Consider the following 17,677-nt stretch of genomic DNA (forward strand, 5'->3'; position numbering starts at 1 on the left):
TGGGTAAAGCCAAAACCGTCTAAGTATCCCAAAAACGGAAATAAAAATGCCAGTCGGCTTAACTGACTGGCATTACAACATAAGTTGGCTTTCTTTATTGAAAAAGGTGTAATTTAAAAACGACTCTAATCAGGTATTAATACAATTGGTATAACTATCTTGTTGTTGATAAATACCTATGTATTTATTCAGGGGCATCTGCTTTATTAAAGTGTGATGCTACCGCTCCCATTACTGCATCTTCACTTGCGCGTAAACGGTAATCATCTGATTGGTCTATCCACACAATTTCACCTTTTTGATCAACTAAAACTGAGGTTGGAATTGCCATGGCTTTAAAACGCATTTTCCAAGGTAATGGCATTGCGATACCAAATACGCTAACGGTATCAGCTGCAGTTGCGCCAAGGCCTTTGTGATGCTCTACACCATACTGTTTAATAATATTTAGCTCAGGATCTGAAACCAAAGTATGACTTATGTTATCACGCTCTAAGTGAAGTTTTTGCTCTTCAACTGAGTCGTTAGATACTGCAACAATTTGTACACCGTATTCATTTAATTTGGAGGTTAATTCTTCAAACATAACCAGTTCAGCTGAGCAGTATGGACACCAAGAACCACGGTAGAATTTTAATAAAGTACGTTTACCAATTAGCGAGTCTGAATCAAATCCTGCCGTTTTAAAAGCTGGCAACATATCTCCAACTTTAATTTTTATCTCACCAATTGGCGTGGCTTTAGTTGCTAAAAAATAAGCAAAGATGGCTGACGTAGATAAGGTATTAATTGTAAAAAGCAAAACTAATATTGTGTTTAGATCTAACTGATAGTGAAGCGTTGCCAAAGACCAAATTGATAGAGCCGACCCCACAAGCATTGCACTTTTTAGCAACATAGGATTTTTAGGCGTTTGGTTTTGTTTTAGCTTAGAAAAGTAATGGACTAATGCCATAACTAAAATTAAGAAGCCAATAGTTGAATAGATCATATTTGTAAACTCTTATTTTATACCGATTGGTAAGAATTGTATCGTTTGGTAAATTAAAGTCAATCTGTTTAATCTACATTATTAATATTGTGCAGGCTGGAGATAGTTATTTTGGTTTGCAACTTACTTTTAAACAATTAAAATGTGGCGCTTAAAAATGTAATGTTATATTATATCAATCCTTAAGTTTTTAGTTGGAATTATAATGCGTGACGTATTAGGTGCATGGTTGTCAGTTTTATGCATGATCCATTGTTTTTTACCTATATTATTATTGGCATTTGGCGCTAGTTTAGGATTAAGTCATTTTGCTGAAGCTATACATGAAGAGTGGATGCATGCTGCCTTGTTAACGCCTATTATTTTAATTCTAGCGTTTAGCCTACCTAAGGCATACAAAAGACACCATAATCGTAATCCAGCAATATTAGCCGTTTTAGGCATTATTACTTTAACTATTGCTATCTCAATTGGTGATACAACAGAAACGGTATTAACGATTATTGGTAGTATTTTTGTGATCAGTGCGCATTTAATTAATCGTAAAAAATTAAAATCTACGTTATAGATTTAACCTGTTTGTTATTGGCATTTATTCAGTAGGGTTTACTAAGTCAGCTGATAACCAAGTATCTGAACCGGAAAAACTTAGCGTAACTACATCATTGAGTCCTTCAATATTTACTACATTAAATTGCTCTGTCCATATATCTCTTAATGAATCATCACGGATATGTAATTGAGTTAAACCTTCAGGCTGTTTGATCTCTTGATACACCCAAAAGTAACCAGCATCATTTTGAAATCCAACTAAATCTAAATCTATGTCTTTACCGTTTTGGTCTTTTAAAGCAAAACGTTGAGTGACATAAGCGGCAAATTCTTTCTGAGTTTCTGGATTGGCAATAATATCTGCTTTTTTATCGAGTATTTCCCACACAGCTTCTTCTGCATCGTGTAGATAAAATCTGTGCATAACTTCTAGGTTATTGGTTCGTTCATTAAATAAGACAACCGTAAATGCTGTTTTTAATTTATGGGCGTTCTCTTGTTTAGTATTAGCTTGCTGGCTGAAAGTTGGGTTACTAAACGTAGCGGTTAGTATCAACAGTGAAATAAAACATAGTCGGTTAAACATAAGTATTCTCATATAAAAAATGCCCGAATTAGCTCGGGCATTTTATTTAAAATGAATAACGAAAAGAAGTGCTAATTAAGATTTGTTGATCTTATTTAGATTAATCTTCTTTCTTGTCATCTTTTTTGTCTTCGTCAGTTTTTAGCTTAGTAGTGATCTCATGCATGATGTCACGACGAGTACTATTTTTACCTGAACTACGTTTTGCTTTATACGCTTCAACACGTGAAGGGATAATACGACGAGGATAGATATTGTTTTCGTTGTCTACATCAGCAGTTTCCCACGTTGGGTCAACAACAACGCTTACAAGCTCTTTCTCTGTCACAACTAAACGCTTAACGGCTTTAGGAGTACGACGCCAGATTTCAGCTGGGATATACTGGTCTTCCACTGTTCCGTCTGCATAAGTAAGTTGCAGAAGGATAGGCATAACCAAGCCACCTTTGTTTGAGAAATCAATTACGTAGTAATTTTTGTTTTCTTCAATAGCGCGTTCAAATACACGTTTTTCCCAAGGCTTAAGACCTTTAAGGAATTTGTTGTAAGAGTTTCTGTCTTTATTAGTAACCGTGAAACGGTCGTTTTCGTCATAAAAGTCAGTTATATCTTTGTTAGATTCAACCCAAGACTTTTTACCTTCAGCTTTGTTTTGAGAAACAAAACGAGGCATAGGTTTGTCGTTTTCGATATCACGGAAACGAGGGAAGTCGATATCAGGGTTTTTAGAGTCTAGTTCCATTTTATGAACGGCATCTACAGAAATATCAACATGATCTGTTGTGTAGAACCAGCCATGCCAGAACCAATCTAAGTCAACACCAGACGCTTCTTCCATTGTACGGAAGAAATCAGATGGAGTAGGGCGTTTAAATTTCCAACGTTGCGCGTATTCTTTGAAAGCAAAGTCGAATAATTCACGACCAAGAATAACTTCACGAAGAATGTTTAATGCAGAGGCTGGTTTTGAGTAAGCATTTGGACCTAGTTTTAATACGCTGTCTGACTGAGTCATGATTGGAACTTGAACGTTACCTTTCATGTAATCAGTGATATAGCGTGGTTCAACACCCCAAGGAATAGTTTCATCCCACTCACGACAAGCAATAGCATCTAAGAAACTGTTTAAGCCTTCATCCATCCAAGTCCATTGACGCTCATCAGAGTTAACTGTCATTGGGAAATAAATGTGACCCACTTCGTGAATAACAACACCAATTAAGAATATTTTCTCTGCTTGAGTATAAGTACGAGTACCGTCATCTTGCAGTTTTGTTCTTGGGCCGTTAAAGGTGATCATTGGATATTCCATGCCGCCTACAGGTCCATTTACAGACTGTGCAGTTGGGTATGGGTAATCAAAAGAATAACGAGAGTACACTTCCATCGTGTGAACGATTGCTTCAGTTGAGTATTTTTCCCATAACTCACCACCTTCTTTAGGATAGAAAGACATAGCCATTACGAATGGTCTATCTTTTCCACCTTGCTTGTAACCTTTTGCATCCCATGCAAATTTACGAGATGAAGCCCAAGCAAAGTCACGTACGTTTTTCGCTTCAAATTTCCACGTTTTAAGTTTTGTTGTCGCTGTTTTTTCTTTTTCTAACGCTTCTTCAGGCGTTACAATAAATACAGGACGTTTAGCGCTTTCTGCTTTTTCTAAACGTTTACGTTGTGTACTTGTTAATACATCTTTAGGGTTATCTAATTCACCCGTTGCAGAAACAATGTGATCTGCTGGAACTGTAATTTCAACGTTGTAGTCACCAAATTCTAATGTGAATTCACCACGTCCAAGAAATTCTTTGTTATGCCAACCTTCATAGTCAGTATAAGCATGTAAACGAGGGAACCATTGTGCTAACAAGAAGATGTCGTTGCCACCTTTGCGTGCATCTTTAGGAAAATGCTCATAACCAGAACGAGCTGATACTGCATCTTCTTCAACAATATTAAAACCAAATTTCATGTTAAAAGTAACAGATTTACCAGGTCTTAATGGTGTATTTAAATCAATACGTAAGTTAGTGCCTACTACAGTCGTTTTTAGTGTTCTACCACTATCATCTTTTACTGTTAGTACGTCATAACCTAATTCGTTATCGTCTAGAAATTGTTGACGACGTAATTCACCTAAACTTAGTTTTGCTGGCTTGCCACCACCGCCTGCAGATGCCGCTGGACCACGACGACCAATACCACCAAAAGAATTACCCGCTTCAGCGATAGAGTCTGCATGGTATTTGTTTTGCTCTAGTTGCAACCAAAGGTATTTAAGAGTGTGAGGAGAGTTATTTTTATAATCAATTGTTTGTGATGCATCTAGTCGACGTTTCTTTTCATCAAGTTTTACTTTGATTTTGTAATCGACTTGTTGCTGCCAATAATTCTCACCTGGTTCACCAGCTGCATTTCTGTATACATTTGGTGTTGGAAGGATTTCGTCTAATTGACGGAATTTATCTTCAAAGTCACCTTTAGTTTGTTTTACTGCACTCGCACTTGCAGTCGCACTTACGGCCATTGCAAATACCAATGTAAGTAAGCGTCGAAGGTTATGGTTTTTCATAGACATGTTCCAAGCTATTTTATAATTATGGGTGTGTAAATTAATATGAATTAAAGTCCTTGTATTCATACCAATTTTAACTAAATAGACTATCAAATAAAGTGTTTAAATGGTATTTCTTTGTCGTATGTACAAAGTCATTCATCGTATTGAAACAATGACAGTATAAGTACTAAATTAGTGCGCGCACCTACTTCGAGATTGAAAATGCAACAGTTCCTGCGGGATTAATGAACAACTTGTTGTCAGTAAAGTTGCATAAATAATTGTTTTTGTTTAGTTTGTTGGTTAATTCGTTAAACGTGCATTTAATTGTTACTAAATATTGATTAGGTTTTTAAAATATGAAAAAAATATTGTATACGGTTATTGTCTTAACTGTACTCCTGTTTGCTGCGGCACCATCAATACTCGGGTTTTCCTTATTAAATATAGGTCACGCTATCAGTGTTAGTACCGCACTAAGTGCTAAGCTGGGCTGCTCAAGTTATTTTGTTTCTGGCTTTAGTAAAGAGCAAACCGTAACAGATTTAGCATCTTATTCTCCCGTGGTGAATATGGTGACTATGGAATATCAAGGTAGCTCTAAGTTGCATGGATTTAAGCAAGAAGAGCTTAAGCAGGACGAATTTAGTCAATACCAATTTAGCCAATACGAATCTAATCAAGACGAGACTCAATGGGATAGCCCAAAACGTGTTACAGCTGATCTGTTTGGAATTGCTAAAACCTCAGCTACTTACCGTGAAGGTTTAGGTTGTACTATTGATACAGATATAACGGCAGAACTAGATAGCATTTCTGTGCAAAATATTGAAAATCCAGAACTAGAAGAGTGGCCATTAGGTGATCAGGCAAGCTACGACGCTCCATTTATTCAGGAAACGTTAGACAGTATGGTTCGAGCTGACAATGAAAAAGGTTATAACACACGCGCCATGTTAGTGATCAAAGACGGGCACATATTAGCAGAGTCATATGGTCCCAATATTACTAAAAATACGCCATTATTAGGTTGGTCAATGGCCAAAAGCTTAACAGCCATTATGGTAGGGCATTTAGAGTTTATAAATGCAATTAAGCCTAATCCAACAAATTTATTCAGTCAGTGGCAAAACGATGACAGGTCAAAACTAACACTACAACAATTATTGCAAATGAGTTCAGGTTTAAAATTTGATGAAACCTATGCGCCGGGTAGTGACGCCACACGTATGTTATTTACGGCACCAAGTGCATCAGACATTGCGATAGTCAGCCCGTTAATGCACCAAGCGGGAGCCGAGTTTTCTTATTCTTCGGGTACTGCTAACTTATTGTCTCGATTTATCCATGAAAAACTGGGTAATGATAGCCAACTAAGTGTTAACTATTTATTTGAGCAGATATTTAACCCGTTAGGTATGGCTAACAGCATATTTGAAATAGACTCAACAGGGACTTTTGTTGGCAGTTCATATCTTTATTCATCTGGTCGTGATTGGGCAAGATTAGGTTTGCTTATGCTTAATCAAGGTGAAATTAATGGTCAACGTTTATTAAGTAAAGATTGGGTGAAAAGAGCGACAACACCAAACTTAAGTGACAATGACAAACGTTATGGCTATCAATTTTGGCTTAATGCTGGTGGTAACAATAGTAACAATAAATTACGCTGGCCAGAATTACCAAATGATGCTTATGCCATGATGGGCAATCGTCAACAATCAGTTATGATCATTCCATCTTCCAATTTAGTATTTGTACGTTTAGGTTGGACAGCGGGTGATTATCCTATGGCAAGTAATTACAGCGCCTTGTTAGATATTACGCATTAAATTATTCCTAATTTAAATATTAAAAGTCTAATTACAGCTCTCTTATATTTAAAGGTAGGGAATTATTCAATTTTGTATTAGTAATATTCCTTAATACGCATTAGTGTTTGTGCTAATATCTTGCCAAATTTTTGTGGCAAGAAATCTAAAAATGTTAGAAAACGTAAAAATCGTATTAGTTAATACCTCACATACTGGAAATATTGGCTCTGCAGCCAGAGCAATGAAAACTATGGGCTTGTCTAATCTTGTCCTCGTGGATCCTGTGCAGCCACCAGATAGTCATTCTTCAGCATTAGCTGCAGGTGCTACAGATATTTTAGGTAATGCTAAAATAGTGTCTACTTTGGCAGAAGCTATTGCAGACTGTGAATTATCAATTGCAGCCAGTGCGCGCTCTCGTACTTTATCTTGGCCTATGGTTGACCCAAGAGAATGTGGTGCCAAAGTTGTTAGTGAAGGTAAAAAGCATAAAGTTGCTTTAGTATTTGGTCGTGAAAATTCAGGACTGACTAATGATGAGTTACAACAATGCCAATTCCATGTACATATCCCAGCAAATCCAGACTACTCTTCATTAAATCTTGCGATGGCAGTTCAAACGTTAAGTTATGAAGTACGTATGCAGTTCTTGGAACAACAAGATAAAGAAGATGAAATCATTGAAATTGACTACCCAAATGGTGAGCAGTTGGAAGGTTTTTATACGCATTTAGAAGAGTCACTAATGCATACTGGGTTTATGATCAAACAACACCCAGGTCAAGTCATACCTAAGTTACGTCGTTTATTTAATCGTGCTCGTCCAGAAGCTCACGAGCTAAATATATTACGTGGCATATTAACCTCAATTAACAAAACTAATAAATAGAGTCAGCGCCAATGTTTGAACGTATAAAAGAAGACATAGCCAGTGTATACAGTCGTGACCCAGCAGCTCGTGGCAATATTGAGATCCTGTTAAATTATCCAGGTCTTCATGCAATTTGGTTTCAACGTCTAGCGCATAAACTTTGGCTTAAAAACTGGAAGTCGACAGCTCGTTTTATTTCAACCATCACTCGTTGGTTAACTGGTGTAGAAATACATCCTGGGGCAACGATAGGTCGGAGGTTCTTTATTGATCATGGCATGGGCGTGGTTATTGGTGAAACCGCGGAAATCGGCGATGACGTTACGCTTTATCATGGCGTTACTTTAGGTGGAACAAGTTGGAATGGCGGTAAACGTCACCCAACATTAGCTAACGGTGTTGTTGTTGGTGCCGGCGCTCAAATTCTAGGGCCTATCTTAATTGGCGCTAATTCCAGAATTGGTTCAAATTCAGTAGTGGTTAAAGAAGTGCCAGAAAACGCCACTGTTATAGGTATTCCTGGACGTGTTGTGGTTAACAAAAAAGACAAAGAAACCAGTGAGAAGCGCAGTAAAATCGCCCAAAAATATGGTTTTGATGCTTATGCTGTTTCTTACGATAATCCAGATCCTGTGGCAAACGCCATTGGCCGAATGCTTGACCATATTTCTGTAATGGATGAAAAGCTTGGCAAGGTTTGTTCTGAAATGAATAAAATGGGATCGGATATTTGTACTAAAAGTCTACCCGACATTGATATTGAAGAAAAAGAATTTGTTGAAGCTGGTGAAAAAGCAGCTCAGAAACGTGAGTCAACAATGTCTTCATTCGATCCTGAGATCTAGTATAAGAGAACACAATAAACATACCCGACTAATTTAGTCGGGTATTATTACTTGACTAATTTAGTCAGGATTGTAAAATGCCGGACATAAAGTTTATGTATCTAATTACTTCCTATTAATTCACCCATTTTACATGAGGTCTGGTAATGAAACTAACATCTAAAGGTCGATATGCAGTAACTGCAATGTTAGATGTATCTTTGCATACAGATGCAGGTCCAGTTCCATTAACTGACATTTCAGAGCGCCAAGGTATTTCACTGTCTTATTTAGAACAGTTGTTTGCAAAATTACGTAAGCACGAACTAGTTAGCAGTGTACGTGGCCCAGGTGGTGGATACTTTTTAGGTAGAGATGCAAACGATATTTCAATCCGAGCCGTTATTGCAGCGGTTGATGAAAGTGTTGACGCAACTAAGTGTCAGGGCAAAGGAAATTGTCAAAACGGTACAAGGTGCTTAACTCACCATTTATGGTCTGACTTAAGCGACCGAATTGAAAGCTTTTTAAGCGATATTAGTTTGGGCGAATTAGTTGAGCGTAATAACGTTCAAGATGTCGCAAAGCGACAAGATAAAGCAGCTTTAACTAATGAACAATTAGCCGTTAACAACATATAAATATTTAAAGAATTCGTTTCGCTTGATAAAATTCGAGCGCAATTATTACACGTGGAGAAATTAATGAAATTACCAATTTACCTAGATTACGCGGCAACAACGCCTGTTGACCCTCGTGTAGCAGAGGAAATGATGAAGTGTCTGACTATGGATGGCACGTTTGGTAATCCGGCTTCTCGTTCTCACCGTTACGGTTGGCAAGCAGAAGAGCTAATTGATATAGCTCGTAACAACATTGCCGAATTAGTTAATGCTGATCCTCGCGAAATCGTATTTACATCTGGTGCTACAGAGTCAAATAACCTAGCAATAAAAGGTGCAGCAAACTTTTATTCTAAAAAAGGTAAGCACATTATTACTGCTCAAACCGAACATAAAGCGGTTTTAGATACTTGTCGTGAATTAGAGCGTCAAGGTTTTGAAGTTACATATTTAAACGTGTTACCAAACGGTCTTGTTGACTTAAATGTATTAGAAGCAGCAATGCGTGATGACACTGTGTTAGTTAGCATTATGCATGTTAATAACGAAATTGGTGTTATTCAAGACATCGCTAAAATTGGTGAATTGTGTCGTTCACGTAAAATTGTATTCCATGTAGATGCCGCGCAAAGTGCAGGTAAAGTAGCAATTGACCTTAGCGAGTTAAAAGTAGACTTAATGTCTTTCTCTGCTCATAAAATTTATGGCCCTAAAGGTATCGGCGCATTATATGTAAGTCGTAAACCTCGTATTCGTTTAGAAGCACAAATGCACGGTGGCGGTCATGAACGTGGTTTCCGTTCTGGTACACTTCCGGTACATCAAATTGTTGGTATGGGTGAAGCATTCCGTATCGCAAAAGAAGACATGGAAAAAGATACTAAGCACATTGAAGCTTTACGTGCTCGTTTATGGGAAGGCGTAAAACACATTGAAGAAACGTATATAAATGGTGATATGGAACATCGTGTACCAGGTATCTTCAATATCAGCTTTAACTTTGTTGAAGGCGAAAGCTTGATAATGGCATTAAAAGACATGGCAGTATCGTCTGGTTCTGCATGTACATCAGCCAGCTTAGAACCATCTTATGTATTACGCGCATTAGGCTTAACTGATGAACTAGCACATAGTTCAATCCGTTTCAGTATTGGTCGTTTTACAACAGAAGAAGAAATTGATCACGTAATTGTTCAAGTAAATAATTCAATAGATAAACTTCGTGAAATGTCTCCGTTATGGGAAATGTTTAAAGACGGTGTTGACCTAAGTACGATTGAGTGGGAAGCCCACTAGTACACAATATATTAGTATGCAGCGTTACATAAGTACGCTGCAAGCCTGTACACATTATACTAACCGATAAACGGTTAAGGAGCTTCAAATGGCTTATAGTGAAAAAGTAATAGATCATTACGAAAACCCTCGTAACGTTGGTTCTTTTGATAAAAACGATCCAACAATTGCAACCGGTATGGTTGGCGCACCAGCATGTGGTGACGTTATGAAACTTCAATTAAAGATCAGTGAAAACGGCATAATTGAAGACGCTAAATTTAAAACTTACGGTTGTGGCTCTGCCATTGCTTCTTCATCGCTTGTAACTGAGTGGGTAAAAGGCAAATCAATCGAAGAAGCGCAAAAGTTAAGTAATACTTTAATCGCAGAAGAGTTAGCGTTACCACCGGTAAAAATTCATTGTTCTATTTTGGCAGAAGACGCCATTAAAGCAGCAATTGAAGATTATAAATCAAAAAAGTAATTAACTGACTAGTTTGGGTTGGGAGCAGTAATACATGGCCATCAGTTTAACTGACGCAGCAGCAAATCGCGTTAGAACGTTTATAGATAATCGTGGTAAAGGTTTAGGGCTAAGACTTGGTGTTAAAACCACAGGTTGCTCTGGCTTAGCTTATGTTCTTGAGTTCGTTGATGAACTAGAAGAAGGCGATACTGTGTTTGAACATGAAGACGTTAAAGTTATTGTTGATGCAAAAAGCCTAGTTTATTTAGATGGCACTCAACTCGACTTTGTTAAAAATGGCTTAAACGAAGGGTTTGAATTTACCAACCCAAATCAAAAAGACGAATGCGGTTGTGGTGAAAGCTTTACTGTTTAAGCGCATCGTTTTTATGACAAAGTTTTCGGACTAGGTTAAATTACTATTTTTTAAGGCCATGATCTATTCGTGGCCTTATCTGTTTCTGATAGACCAAATTCAAAGGACTATAAATGCGATTTTTTGACTTGTTTGAATTACCAGTAAGTTTTCAAATTGACTCTGACTTACTGCTTGAGCGATACCGCGAAATTCAAAAAAAAGTGCATCCAGATAATCACGCCAATGCGTCAGACAATGAAAAGTTATTGTCAGTTCAAAGAGCTTCAGAAGTTAACGACGCATACGAAACACTTAAAAAACCATTAAATCGTGCAGAGTATATGGTGTCAGAACATGGTTTTGATGTCCGTCATGAGCAACACACAATTCGTGATGGTGTGTTCTTAATGCAGCAAATGGAATTACGTGAAGAATTAGAAGAACTAGAATCGGCCTCGGATATTGAAGCTGCATTTGACCGTTTTTATGCTGACATCAAAAAATTAATGACAGAATACACAACAAAATTTGAGTCGGAATTTGAACAAGGCTCTTACGAGCTAGCGGCAGATGCCGTACGAAAATTAAGATTTATCTACAAACTAAAAGACGAAGCACAACAGATAGAAGAAAAACTTCTCGACTTTTAATTTGACTGTTCGTTATAAGAGCGGAAAATAAGAAATACAGGTGAAATTACATGGCATTATTACAAATAGCAGAGCCGGGCCAAAGTGCTAACCCTCATGAACATAAACTGGCTATCGGTATAGACTTAGGTACAACCAATTCATTAGTTGCATCGGTAAGAAGTGGTGAAGCAAAAGTATTACCAGACTCTCAAGGTCGTTTTAGCTTACCGTCTGTTGTGCACTACGGCGCAGATCGTAGCGTAACGGTTGGTTTTGACGCTAAAACAAATGCTGAACACGATCCTGAAAATACCATAGTATCGGTTAAACGCTTTTTAGGCCGTGGATTAGCTGACATTCAATCCACTTATGGCAAATTACCGTATATTTTTGTAGAAAAAGAAAACAAGTTAAGCCTACTTACTTCTCAAGGTGAAAAGAACCCAATTGAAGTTTCTGCTGAAATTTTATATGTATTGAAACAACAAGCAGAAAGTACACTTGGTGGCGATTTAGTGGGAGCGGTGATTACCGTACCAGCTCACTTTGACGACGCACAACGCCAAGGAACAAAAGACGCTGCACAATTAGCTGGCATAAACGTATTAAGACTTATCAATGAACCAACAGCAGCAGCCGTAGCTTATGGTTTAGACTCTGGTCAAGAAGGCATTGTTGCTATTTATGACTTAGGCGGTGGTACCTTTGATATCTCTATCTTACGTTTAAACAAAGGTGTGTTTGAAGTGTTATCAACCGGTGGCGATACCGCACTTGGTGGTGATGACTTTGACAGTAAAATTGTTGAGTCTATTTTAGCCAAAGCCGGAATAGACACTGAACTATCAGCCAAAAGTTTACGTAAATTAGCTGACTTAGGTTGCAAGATAAAAGAGCAATTATCTGACATTGACAGTGTGGATTATGAGATTGAAATTGAATCTGAAACTACACCGCAAAAGATTAGTGGTAGCTTTAGTAAACAAGACTTTGAAAACTCAATTGCCGACTTAGTAAAAAGTACATTACGCAGTTGTCGCCGCGCATTAAAAGATGCCGATGTAGAAAAAGACCAAGTGTTAGAAGTTGTTATGGTTGGTGGCTCTACTCGAGTTCCTTTTGTTCGTGAGCAAGTAAAAGCATTTTTTGACAAAGAACCATTAACCTCAATTGACCCAGACCAAGTTGTTGCTATTGGCGCGTCAATTCAAGCTGATTTATTAGCAGGTAACAAACCAGATTCAGACATGCTGTTACTAGATGTTACGCCATTATCGCTAGGCTTAGAAACCATGGGCGGCTTGGTTGAAAAAGTGATACCACGTAATACCACAATTCCAGTGGCGAGAGCGCAAGAGTTTACCACGTACAAAGATGGGCAAACTATGATGGCAATTCACGTGTTGCAAGGTGAACGTGAATTGGTGGACGACTGTCGTTCATTAGCTAGATTTGTATTAAAAGATATTCCACCATTAACCGCTGGGATTGCCGTTATACGAGTAACGTTTAATATTGACGCCGACGGTTTATTAAGTGTTACCGCACTTGAAAAATCAACGGGTGTAGAGTCTTCAATTCAAGTAAAACCGTCTTATGGTTTAGAGCAATTTGAAATTGCCGACATGATCAAATCATCAATGACTAACGCCAAAGAAGATATTCAAGCGCGTATGTTACGTGAACAACAAGTTGATGCTATTCGTATGATGGAAGCACTAGACGCAGCAATGACAGAATCACCAGAGTTGTTATTAGATGACGACCAACTTGCGATTGAACAAGCCATAGGTAAGCTAAAGCTAGCAACCAAAGGCACAGACGGCCAAGCGATTAAACATGCGATTAAATTTTTAGATGATACTAGTCAACCATTTGCTGCAAGACGCATGGAAAACAGTATTAAAGTTGCACTTACTGGTCATTCAGTAGATAAAGTTTAACTCTGTATTTTAACCGAATGAGTAAGCTTTAAGTGTAAACGCAGCAAAATAAGTAAAACAGATTAACGACTTATAGAGAAGTAATAACATGCCACAAATTATATTTTTACCAAACGAAGATCTTTGCCCAGACGGTGCTGTAGTTGAAGCTAAAAAAGGCGAAACTGTGTTAGATGTTGCTTTAAGAAGCGACATTGACGTTGAACACGCGTGTGAAAAAGTATGTGCTTGTACAACATGTCACATGATCATTCGTGAAGGATTTGATTCATTAGACGAAAGTGATGAATTAGAAGACGATATGTTAGACCGTGCTTGGGGCTTAGAGCCTGAGTCTCGTTTAAGCTGCCAAGTTATTATTAAAGATGAAGACTTAGTGGTAGAAATTCCAAAGTACACAGTAAATCACGCAAAAGAAAATCACTAGATTTTGTTAGCAAAGCAGTTAGCCATCAGTAATAGCAATTAGGAAATACAATGAGCAGTCAACCACTAGAACCGAGCCGCAAAACAGAAATACTGAATTTTGATGCGGAACAAAGATGTAAATACTTATTAAAACAAGTGGTTGCCAATCAAGAAATATGGATATTAACGGATCAGCATGGTTCGGTCATGGTAACAACGGACGAAGAAGATTGTATTCCAGTATGGCCAAACCAAGAGTTTGCACAAATGTGGGCCACCAACGAATGGGAAGGATTTGAAGCTAAATCTATTCCGTTAGCCGAATGGCACAAGAAGTGGACAACGGGCCTTGAAGAAGACGAATTATCCGTTGTGGTATTCCCATTACCAGATGATGAAGGCGCAGTGTTATATCCAACTGAGCTGGATGATGAAATTAAGCAAATGGCAATTAAGGTAAAATAAGTGGAAGACTCAGATGCGCCATTTGAATATAAAGAGCCAACCGCTGCTGAGCTAGAGCAAGCAGCTATTGAAAAAAAAGCACTTGAAAAAGCAGCAATTGAAAAAGAGCAGCTGGCAAAAGTGGCTTTAGAAAACAGTATGCCAAAAATCGGCATTTTTGTTGATATTCAAAACATCTACTACACCACCAAACAAGCCTTTAATCGCCAGTTTAATTACCGCCAGTTTTGGCAAGATATTAGTTATTTAGGCAATATTAACATTGCCAACGCATACGCTATTGCTAGTAATAACGACGGCCAACGTAAGTTCCAAGATGCATTAAGACATATTGGCTTTGATATCAAACTCAAACCTTTTATCCAACGCAGTGATGGCACTGCCAAAGGCGATTGGGATGTCGGTATTACAGTCGATATTATGGAAGCCGCTGAGCAATTAGATCATATAATTCTATTATCTGGCGACGGCGACTTTGATTTGTTAATGCATAAAATTAAAGAAAAATACCAAGTCAAAACCCAAGTTATCGGCGTGCAAAGATTAACAGCTCAATCACTTATCAAAAGCGTTGATCAATTTACTGCAATAGAATCTAACTTGTTGAAGTAAAAAAGAGTCGCGTCTATTGTTAATAAGCCCTGACTTTTAAATATCGACTTTTAAGGTTTAAACTCTGAGGTCTTGTATATGACAGACGTAATTCAAAACAAGCTTTCCCAATATCCAGCAAATATTTCAACTGCCTTAAACGCTTTGCGTAAACTCATTTACTCACTAGTTGATGAACTAGAGCTTGGTGATATTGAAGAAACACTAAAGTGGGGCGAGCCTAGCTTTAAAGTAAAAACAGGCAGTCCAATAAGAATAGATTGGAAAGCGGCAACGCCAGATAATTATTACTTGTTCTTTAACTGCCAAACCAAGTTAGTAGATACCTTTAGAGAGTTGTATAGCGACGTGCTGGAGTTTCAAGGTAATAGGGCAATAGTGTTAACTCTGAACCAGCCTTTAGAAGAAGCTAAGATTAAACATTGCCTCACGTTGGCGCTAACCTATCAAAAAGTAAAACACTTGCCTTTGCTTGGTGCATAAACCATGGTTTAATATTTTTACTTATAGCTAGAAGATAAAGCGCGATGATCTCCCTTAGACAGTTTCAAACCTCAGATGCTGAACTCTTAGTTTCGTACTTAAATACGCCAGAAGTGACACAATATATTACAGCGTCAATTCCCACGCCTTACACAAACACCGATGCATTATGGTGGATTGAGCATGCAAATCAGAGTGAATACATTCAAGCCATCGAGTACAAAGGTGAGTTTATTGGTTGCATTTCAGCCACAGTAGGCCAGTTTGAATACGCCAATAGTGCCGAGTTAGGTTACTGGATTGGAAAAGCGTTCTGGAATTTAGGTATAACGACAGAAGCGGTAAAGCAGTTTGTCGAGTTATTGTTTGGTACAAATAAGTTAAACAGATTGTTTGTCTCTGTGGTGGCTAAAAATATAGCCTCAATTAGAGTACTAGAGAAAAATGGATTTGTTTATGAAGGCACTTTAAAACATGCTTCACATAAAAATGGCCAATATTTTGATGAATGTTTAATGGCAAAGCTGTTGAAATAACTGATATTGGGGAGCAAATCAAAAAGCTGGCTTTAATATGGGAAAATTAGACAATAAGTAAAAATAATTTTTCATCTGCCCCCAAATATAAAATGATAATTGAGGTAAAACAAATGCTCAAAACCATTATTACCACGGTAATATTACTGACTGTCTTTATAGTATCAGGTTGTGCTAACTCTGAAGCAAGAACGCTGACATTTCAACCTGATGATGAACTTGTTGTCCTCGCCCATGGTTTAGGGCGAAGTGACTGGGCTATGTGGCGTCTTGCCGAGCAGCTGGAAGATGCAGGTTATAAAGTATGTCGTTTAGATTATGATACTTTGGGTGAGAGTGTTAGCTCTGTTTTGGCAGAAACCAGCAAGCAGATAGACGCCTGTATTGTAAATGCACCTAAAATTCATTTTGTTGGACATTCGCTTGGTGGATTGATCACTAGGGCTTATTTACAAAATAATCTCGATAAAATAGGGCAAGAAAGGCTTGGTGAAGTTGTACTTATGGGCACGCCAAATAAAGGCAGTGAATTGGCCGATCATTTTAATGATTCATGGTTAATGGATATCGCCGGAGGCATAACCCAAGCAATGATGACAGGTGATAATAGCTTAGGAAATAGTTTGGGTGAATTAGAGGTGAACTTTGGTGTTATCGCAGGTACAGAATCATCTAGCTTAACCAATGATAAGTTTACAGGGCCAAACGATGGATTAGTGTCTGTAGAGTCAACTAAATTAAAGAACATGAGTGATTTTATTACCATTAAAGTGAATCATGCGCAGATGCGTTATAACGAAGAAGTCGCTGAACAAACGATTCACTTCTTACGAAAAGGTGTGTTTAAGCATTAAGATAATAAGGAAGGTGTTTGTGGGTATTAGTGACTAAAGTCTTAGTTGTATTAACTCAGTCATAAATAGCTTCAAACATACAACCTTCTAACGGGGAGTTTTTCGCAAGAGTGTGAAACCTTATCCGTCTAGCGTTACGTTTTCCTACATGGGTATCAACTATAGCTTTCGTTATGTTAAGAGTTTGTGTTTCAAACTCATCAAACATAAGTTTAACGGTTTTATTTTTAGCGATGTATTTACCAGTGTAATCACGATGACTACCTTCTAAGTATTCGCCATTGATATAAACTTCGAGTTCTAATTTAACGTCTCCGGTTCTGAAAAATTCTAACGTCGCATCGTTAAATATTCTGTAGGCGCCTTTGAGGCTTGTAATTTTAATATCCGCATCATCAGCAATGTCGCCAGCATTAATTTTACATTTTTTACCTCCCATTACTGGAGGCATTTTTGTTTGCTCACCATTACGTAAATATAATCCAATATTAACAGAACCATAAAAATGGTTACCTTGAGCAAATTGATAAAAATGTGGAGCTGGAAAGTGTTGCTCTTTGAGTATCTGTTCAATAGTGGCTAAGTCATCAGGCTTTGCAAATACAGGGTGAGTGGCAACCGCAGTGTTAGAAAAATCTATTGGAATTTCAGCATCAACTGGCTCAACCTCATAACCTAACAGCACCAGTTGTTCAGACAATTGATTAACGGAATCTAGCGGGTAACCAGTATTAAACAAATACACTGTTTTACTGGAACAAGCATTAAGGCAAAACGCTATGATCATTACCATAGCGTTTTTAAACCTGTTATTTATTTGCATT

The 17,677-nt window shown here is 37.8% G+C and carries 21 protein-coding genes; 17 read left to right on the top strand and 4 right to left on the bottom strand.

The features are described from left to right. Positions 1 to 184: 184 nt before the first annotated feature. Positions 185 to 991 (bottom strand): peroxiredoxin family protein, encoded by an 807-nt coding sequence (locus tag Q0940_RS14455; RefSeq protein WP_299269997.1) that lies wholly within the window; start codon positions 989 to 991, stop codon positions 185 to 187. A 205-nt stretch (positions 992 to 1,196) separates the two neighbouring features. Here Q0940_RS14455 and Q0940_RS14460 point away from each other — a divergent pair, with 205 nt between their 5' ends. Continuing rightward, the gene (locus tag Q0940_RS14460; RefSeq protein WP_299269999.1) at positions 1,197 to 1,559 is read left to right on the top strand and encodes a MerC domain-containing protein; all 363 of its coding nucleotides are present in this window, start codon (positions 1,197 to 1,199) and stop codon (positions 1,557 to 1,559) included. 24 nt (positions 1,560 to 1,583) lie between these two features. On the opposite strand, the gene Q0940_RS14465 is transcribed toward Q0940_RS14460, so the two are convergent. Together Q0940_RS14465 and Q0940_RS14470 are read right to left on the bottom strand one after the other, a co-directional pair. Next, positions 1,584 to 2,129: a DUF6702 family protein gene (locus Q0940_RS14465; protein WP_299270004.1), complete on the bottom strand. Its 546-nt coding sequence runs from the start codon at positions 2,127 to 2,129 to the stop codon at positions 1,584 to 1,586. A 100-nt stretch (positions 2,130 to 2,229) separates the two neighbouring features. Continuing rightward, on the bottom strand, positions 2,230 to 4,707 hold the full coding sequence (locus tag Q0940_RS14470) for a M1 family metallopeptidase (RefSeq protein ID WP_299270007.1): 2,478 nt from the start codon (positions 4,705 to 4,707) through the stop codon (positions 2,230 to 2,232). 588 nt (positions 4,708 to 5,295) lie between these two features. Here Q0940_RS14470 and Q0940_RS17110 point away from each other — a divergent pair. From Q0940_RS17110 to Q0940_RS14545, 16 genes are all read left to right on the top strand, one after another. Further along, on the top strand, positions 5,296 to 5,457 hold the full coding sequence (locus Q0940_RS17110; protein WP_363323585.1) for a pentapeptide repeat-containing protein: 162 nt from the start codon (positions 5,296 to 5,298) through the stop codon (positions 5,455 to 5,457). 140 nt (positions 5,458 to 5,597) lie between these two features. Beyond that, positions 5,598 to 6,518: a serine hydrolase gene (locus tag Q0940_RS17115; RefSeq protein WP_363323588.1), complete on the top strand. Its 921-nt coding sequence runs from the start codon at positions 5,598 to 5,600 to the stop codon at positions 6,516 to 6,518. Positions 6,519 to 6,669: 151 nt separating this feature from the next. Continuing rightward, on the top strand, positions 6,670 to 7,389 hold the full coding sequence (trmJ, locus tag Q0940_RS14480; protein WP_299270013.1) for a tRNA (cytosine(32)/uridine(32)-2'-O)-methyltransferase TrmJ: 720 nt from the start codon (positions 6,670 to 6,672) through the stop codon (positions 7,387 to 7,389). Positions 7,390 to 7,400: 11 nt separating this feature from the next. Continuing rightward, complete coding sequence (gene cysE / locus Q0940_RS14485; protein ID WP_299270016.1) at positions 7,401 to 8,216, top strand: serine O-acetyltransferase; 816 nt, start codon at positions 7,401 to 7,403, stop codon at positions 8,214 to 8,216. A gap of 146 nt (positions 8,217 to 8,362) precedes the next feature. Beyond that, the gene (gene iscR / locus Q0940_RS14490) at positions 8,363 to 8,836 is read left to right on the top strand and encodes a Fe-S cluster assembly transcriptional regulator IscR (protein WP_299270019.1); all 474 of its coding nucleotides are present in this window, start codon (positions 8,363 to 8,365) and stop codon (positions 8,834 to 8,836) included. Positions 8,837 to 8,899: 63 nt separating this feature from the next. Then, positions 8,900 to 10,114, top strand: coding sequence for an IscS subfamily cysteine desulfurase (locus tag Q0940_RS14495; protein ID WP_299270022.1), 1,215 nt, complete (start codon positions 8,900 to 8,902; stop codon positions 10,112 to 10,114). An 88-nt stretch (positions 10,115 to 10,202) separates the two neighbouring features. Then, on the top strand, positions 10,203 to 10,580 hold the full coding sequence (gene iscU / locus Q0940_RS14500; RefSeq protein WP_299270025.1) for a Fe-S cluster assembly scaffold IscU: 378 nt from the start codon (positions 10,203 to 10,205) through the stop codon (positions 10,578 to 10,580). 34 nt (positions 10,581 to 10,614) lie between these two features. Next, on the top strand, positions 10,615 to 10,938 hold the full coding sequence (gene iscA / locus Q0940_RS14505; protein WP_299270029.1) for an iron-sulfur cluster assembly protein IscA: 324 nt from the start codon (positions 10,615 to 10,617) through the stop codon (positions 10,936 to 10,938). 113 nt (positions 10,939 to 11,051) lie between these two features. Then, entirely contained in the window at positions 11,052 to 11,570 is a 519-nt protein-coding gene (gene hscB, locus Q0940_RS14510) for a co-chaperone HscB (RefSeq protein WP_299270031.1), read from the top strand. Between the two features lie 50 nt (positions 11,571 to 11,620). Beyond that, a complete protein-coding gene (hscA, locus tag Q0940_RS14515) occupies positions 11,621 to 13,495 on the top strand; it encodes a Fe-S protein assembly chaperone HscA (RefSeq protein WP_299270034.1) in 1,875 nt (624 codons plus the stop codon). A gap of 88 nt (positions 13,496 to 13,583) precedes the next feature. Further along, entirely contained in the window at positions 13,584 to 13,922 is a 339-nt protein-coding gene (gene fdx / locus Q0940_RS14520) for an ISC system 2Fe-2S type ferredoxin (RefSeq protein WP_105053455.1), read from the top strand. A 50-nt stretch (positions 13,923 to 13,972) separates the two neighbouring features. Beyond that, positions 13,973 to 14,368: a DUF2750 domain-containing protein gene (locus Q0940_RS14525; protein ID WP_299270038.1), complete on the top strand. Its 396-nt coding sequence runs from the start codon at positions 13,973 to 13,975 to the stop codon at positions 14,366 to 14,368. A 138-nt stretch (positions 14,369 to 14,506) separates the two neighbouring features. Then, positions 14,507 to 14,980 carry an NYN domain-containing protein gene (locus Q0940_RS14530; RefSeq protein ID WP_299270191.1) on the top strand — a complete coding sequence of 158 codons (474 nt, stop codon included), beginning with the start codon at positions 14,507 to 14,509 and terminating at the stop codon, positions 14,978 to 14,980. Between the two features lie 78 nt (positions 14,981 to 15,058). Further along, positions 15,059 to 15,463, top strand: coding sequence for a DUF1801 domain-containing protein (locus Q0940_RS14535; RefSeq protein ID WP_299270041.1), 405 nt, complete (start codon positions 15,059 to 15,061; stop codon positions 15,461 to 15,463). Between the two features lie 44 nt (positions 15,464 to 15,507). After that, positions 15,508 to 15,999, top strand: coding sequence for a GNAT family protein (locus tag Q0940_RS14540; RefSeq protein WP_299270043.1), 492 nt, complete (start codon positions 15,508 to 15,510; stop codon positions 15,997 to 15,999). A gap of 113 nt (positions 16,000 to 16,112) precedes the next feature. Then, entirely contained in the window at positions 16,113 to 16,853 is a 741-nt protein-coding gene (locus tag Q0940_RS14545) for an alpha/beta fold hydrolase (protein ID WP_299270045.1), read from the top strand. A gap of 55 nt (positions 16,854 to 16,908) precedes the next feature. On the opposite strand, the gene Q0940_RS14550 is transcribed toward Q0940_RS14545, so the two are convergent. Further along, on the bottom strand, positions 16,909 to 17,676 hold the full coding sequence (locus Q0940_RS14550; RefSeq protein ID WP_299270048.1) for a hypothetical protein: 768 nt from the start codon (positions 17,674 to 17,676) through the stop codon (positions 16,909 to 16,911). Position 17,677: the final 1 nt, after the last annotated feature.

The sequence above is a fragment of the uncultured Psychrosphaera sp. genome (assembly GCF_947500655.1).
Classification (GTDB): Bacteria; Pseudomonadota; Gammaproteobacteria; order Enterobacterales; family Alteromonadaceae; genus Psychrosphaera.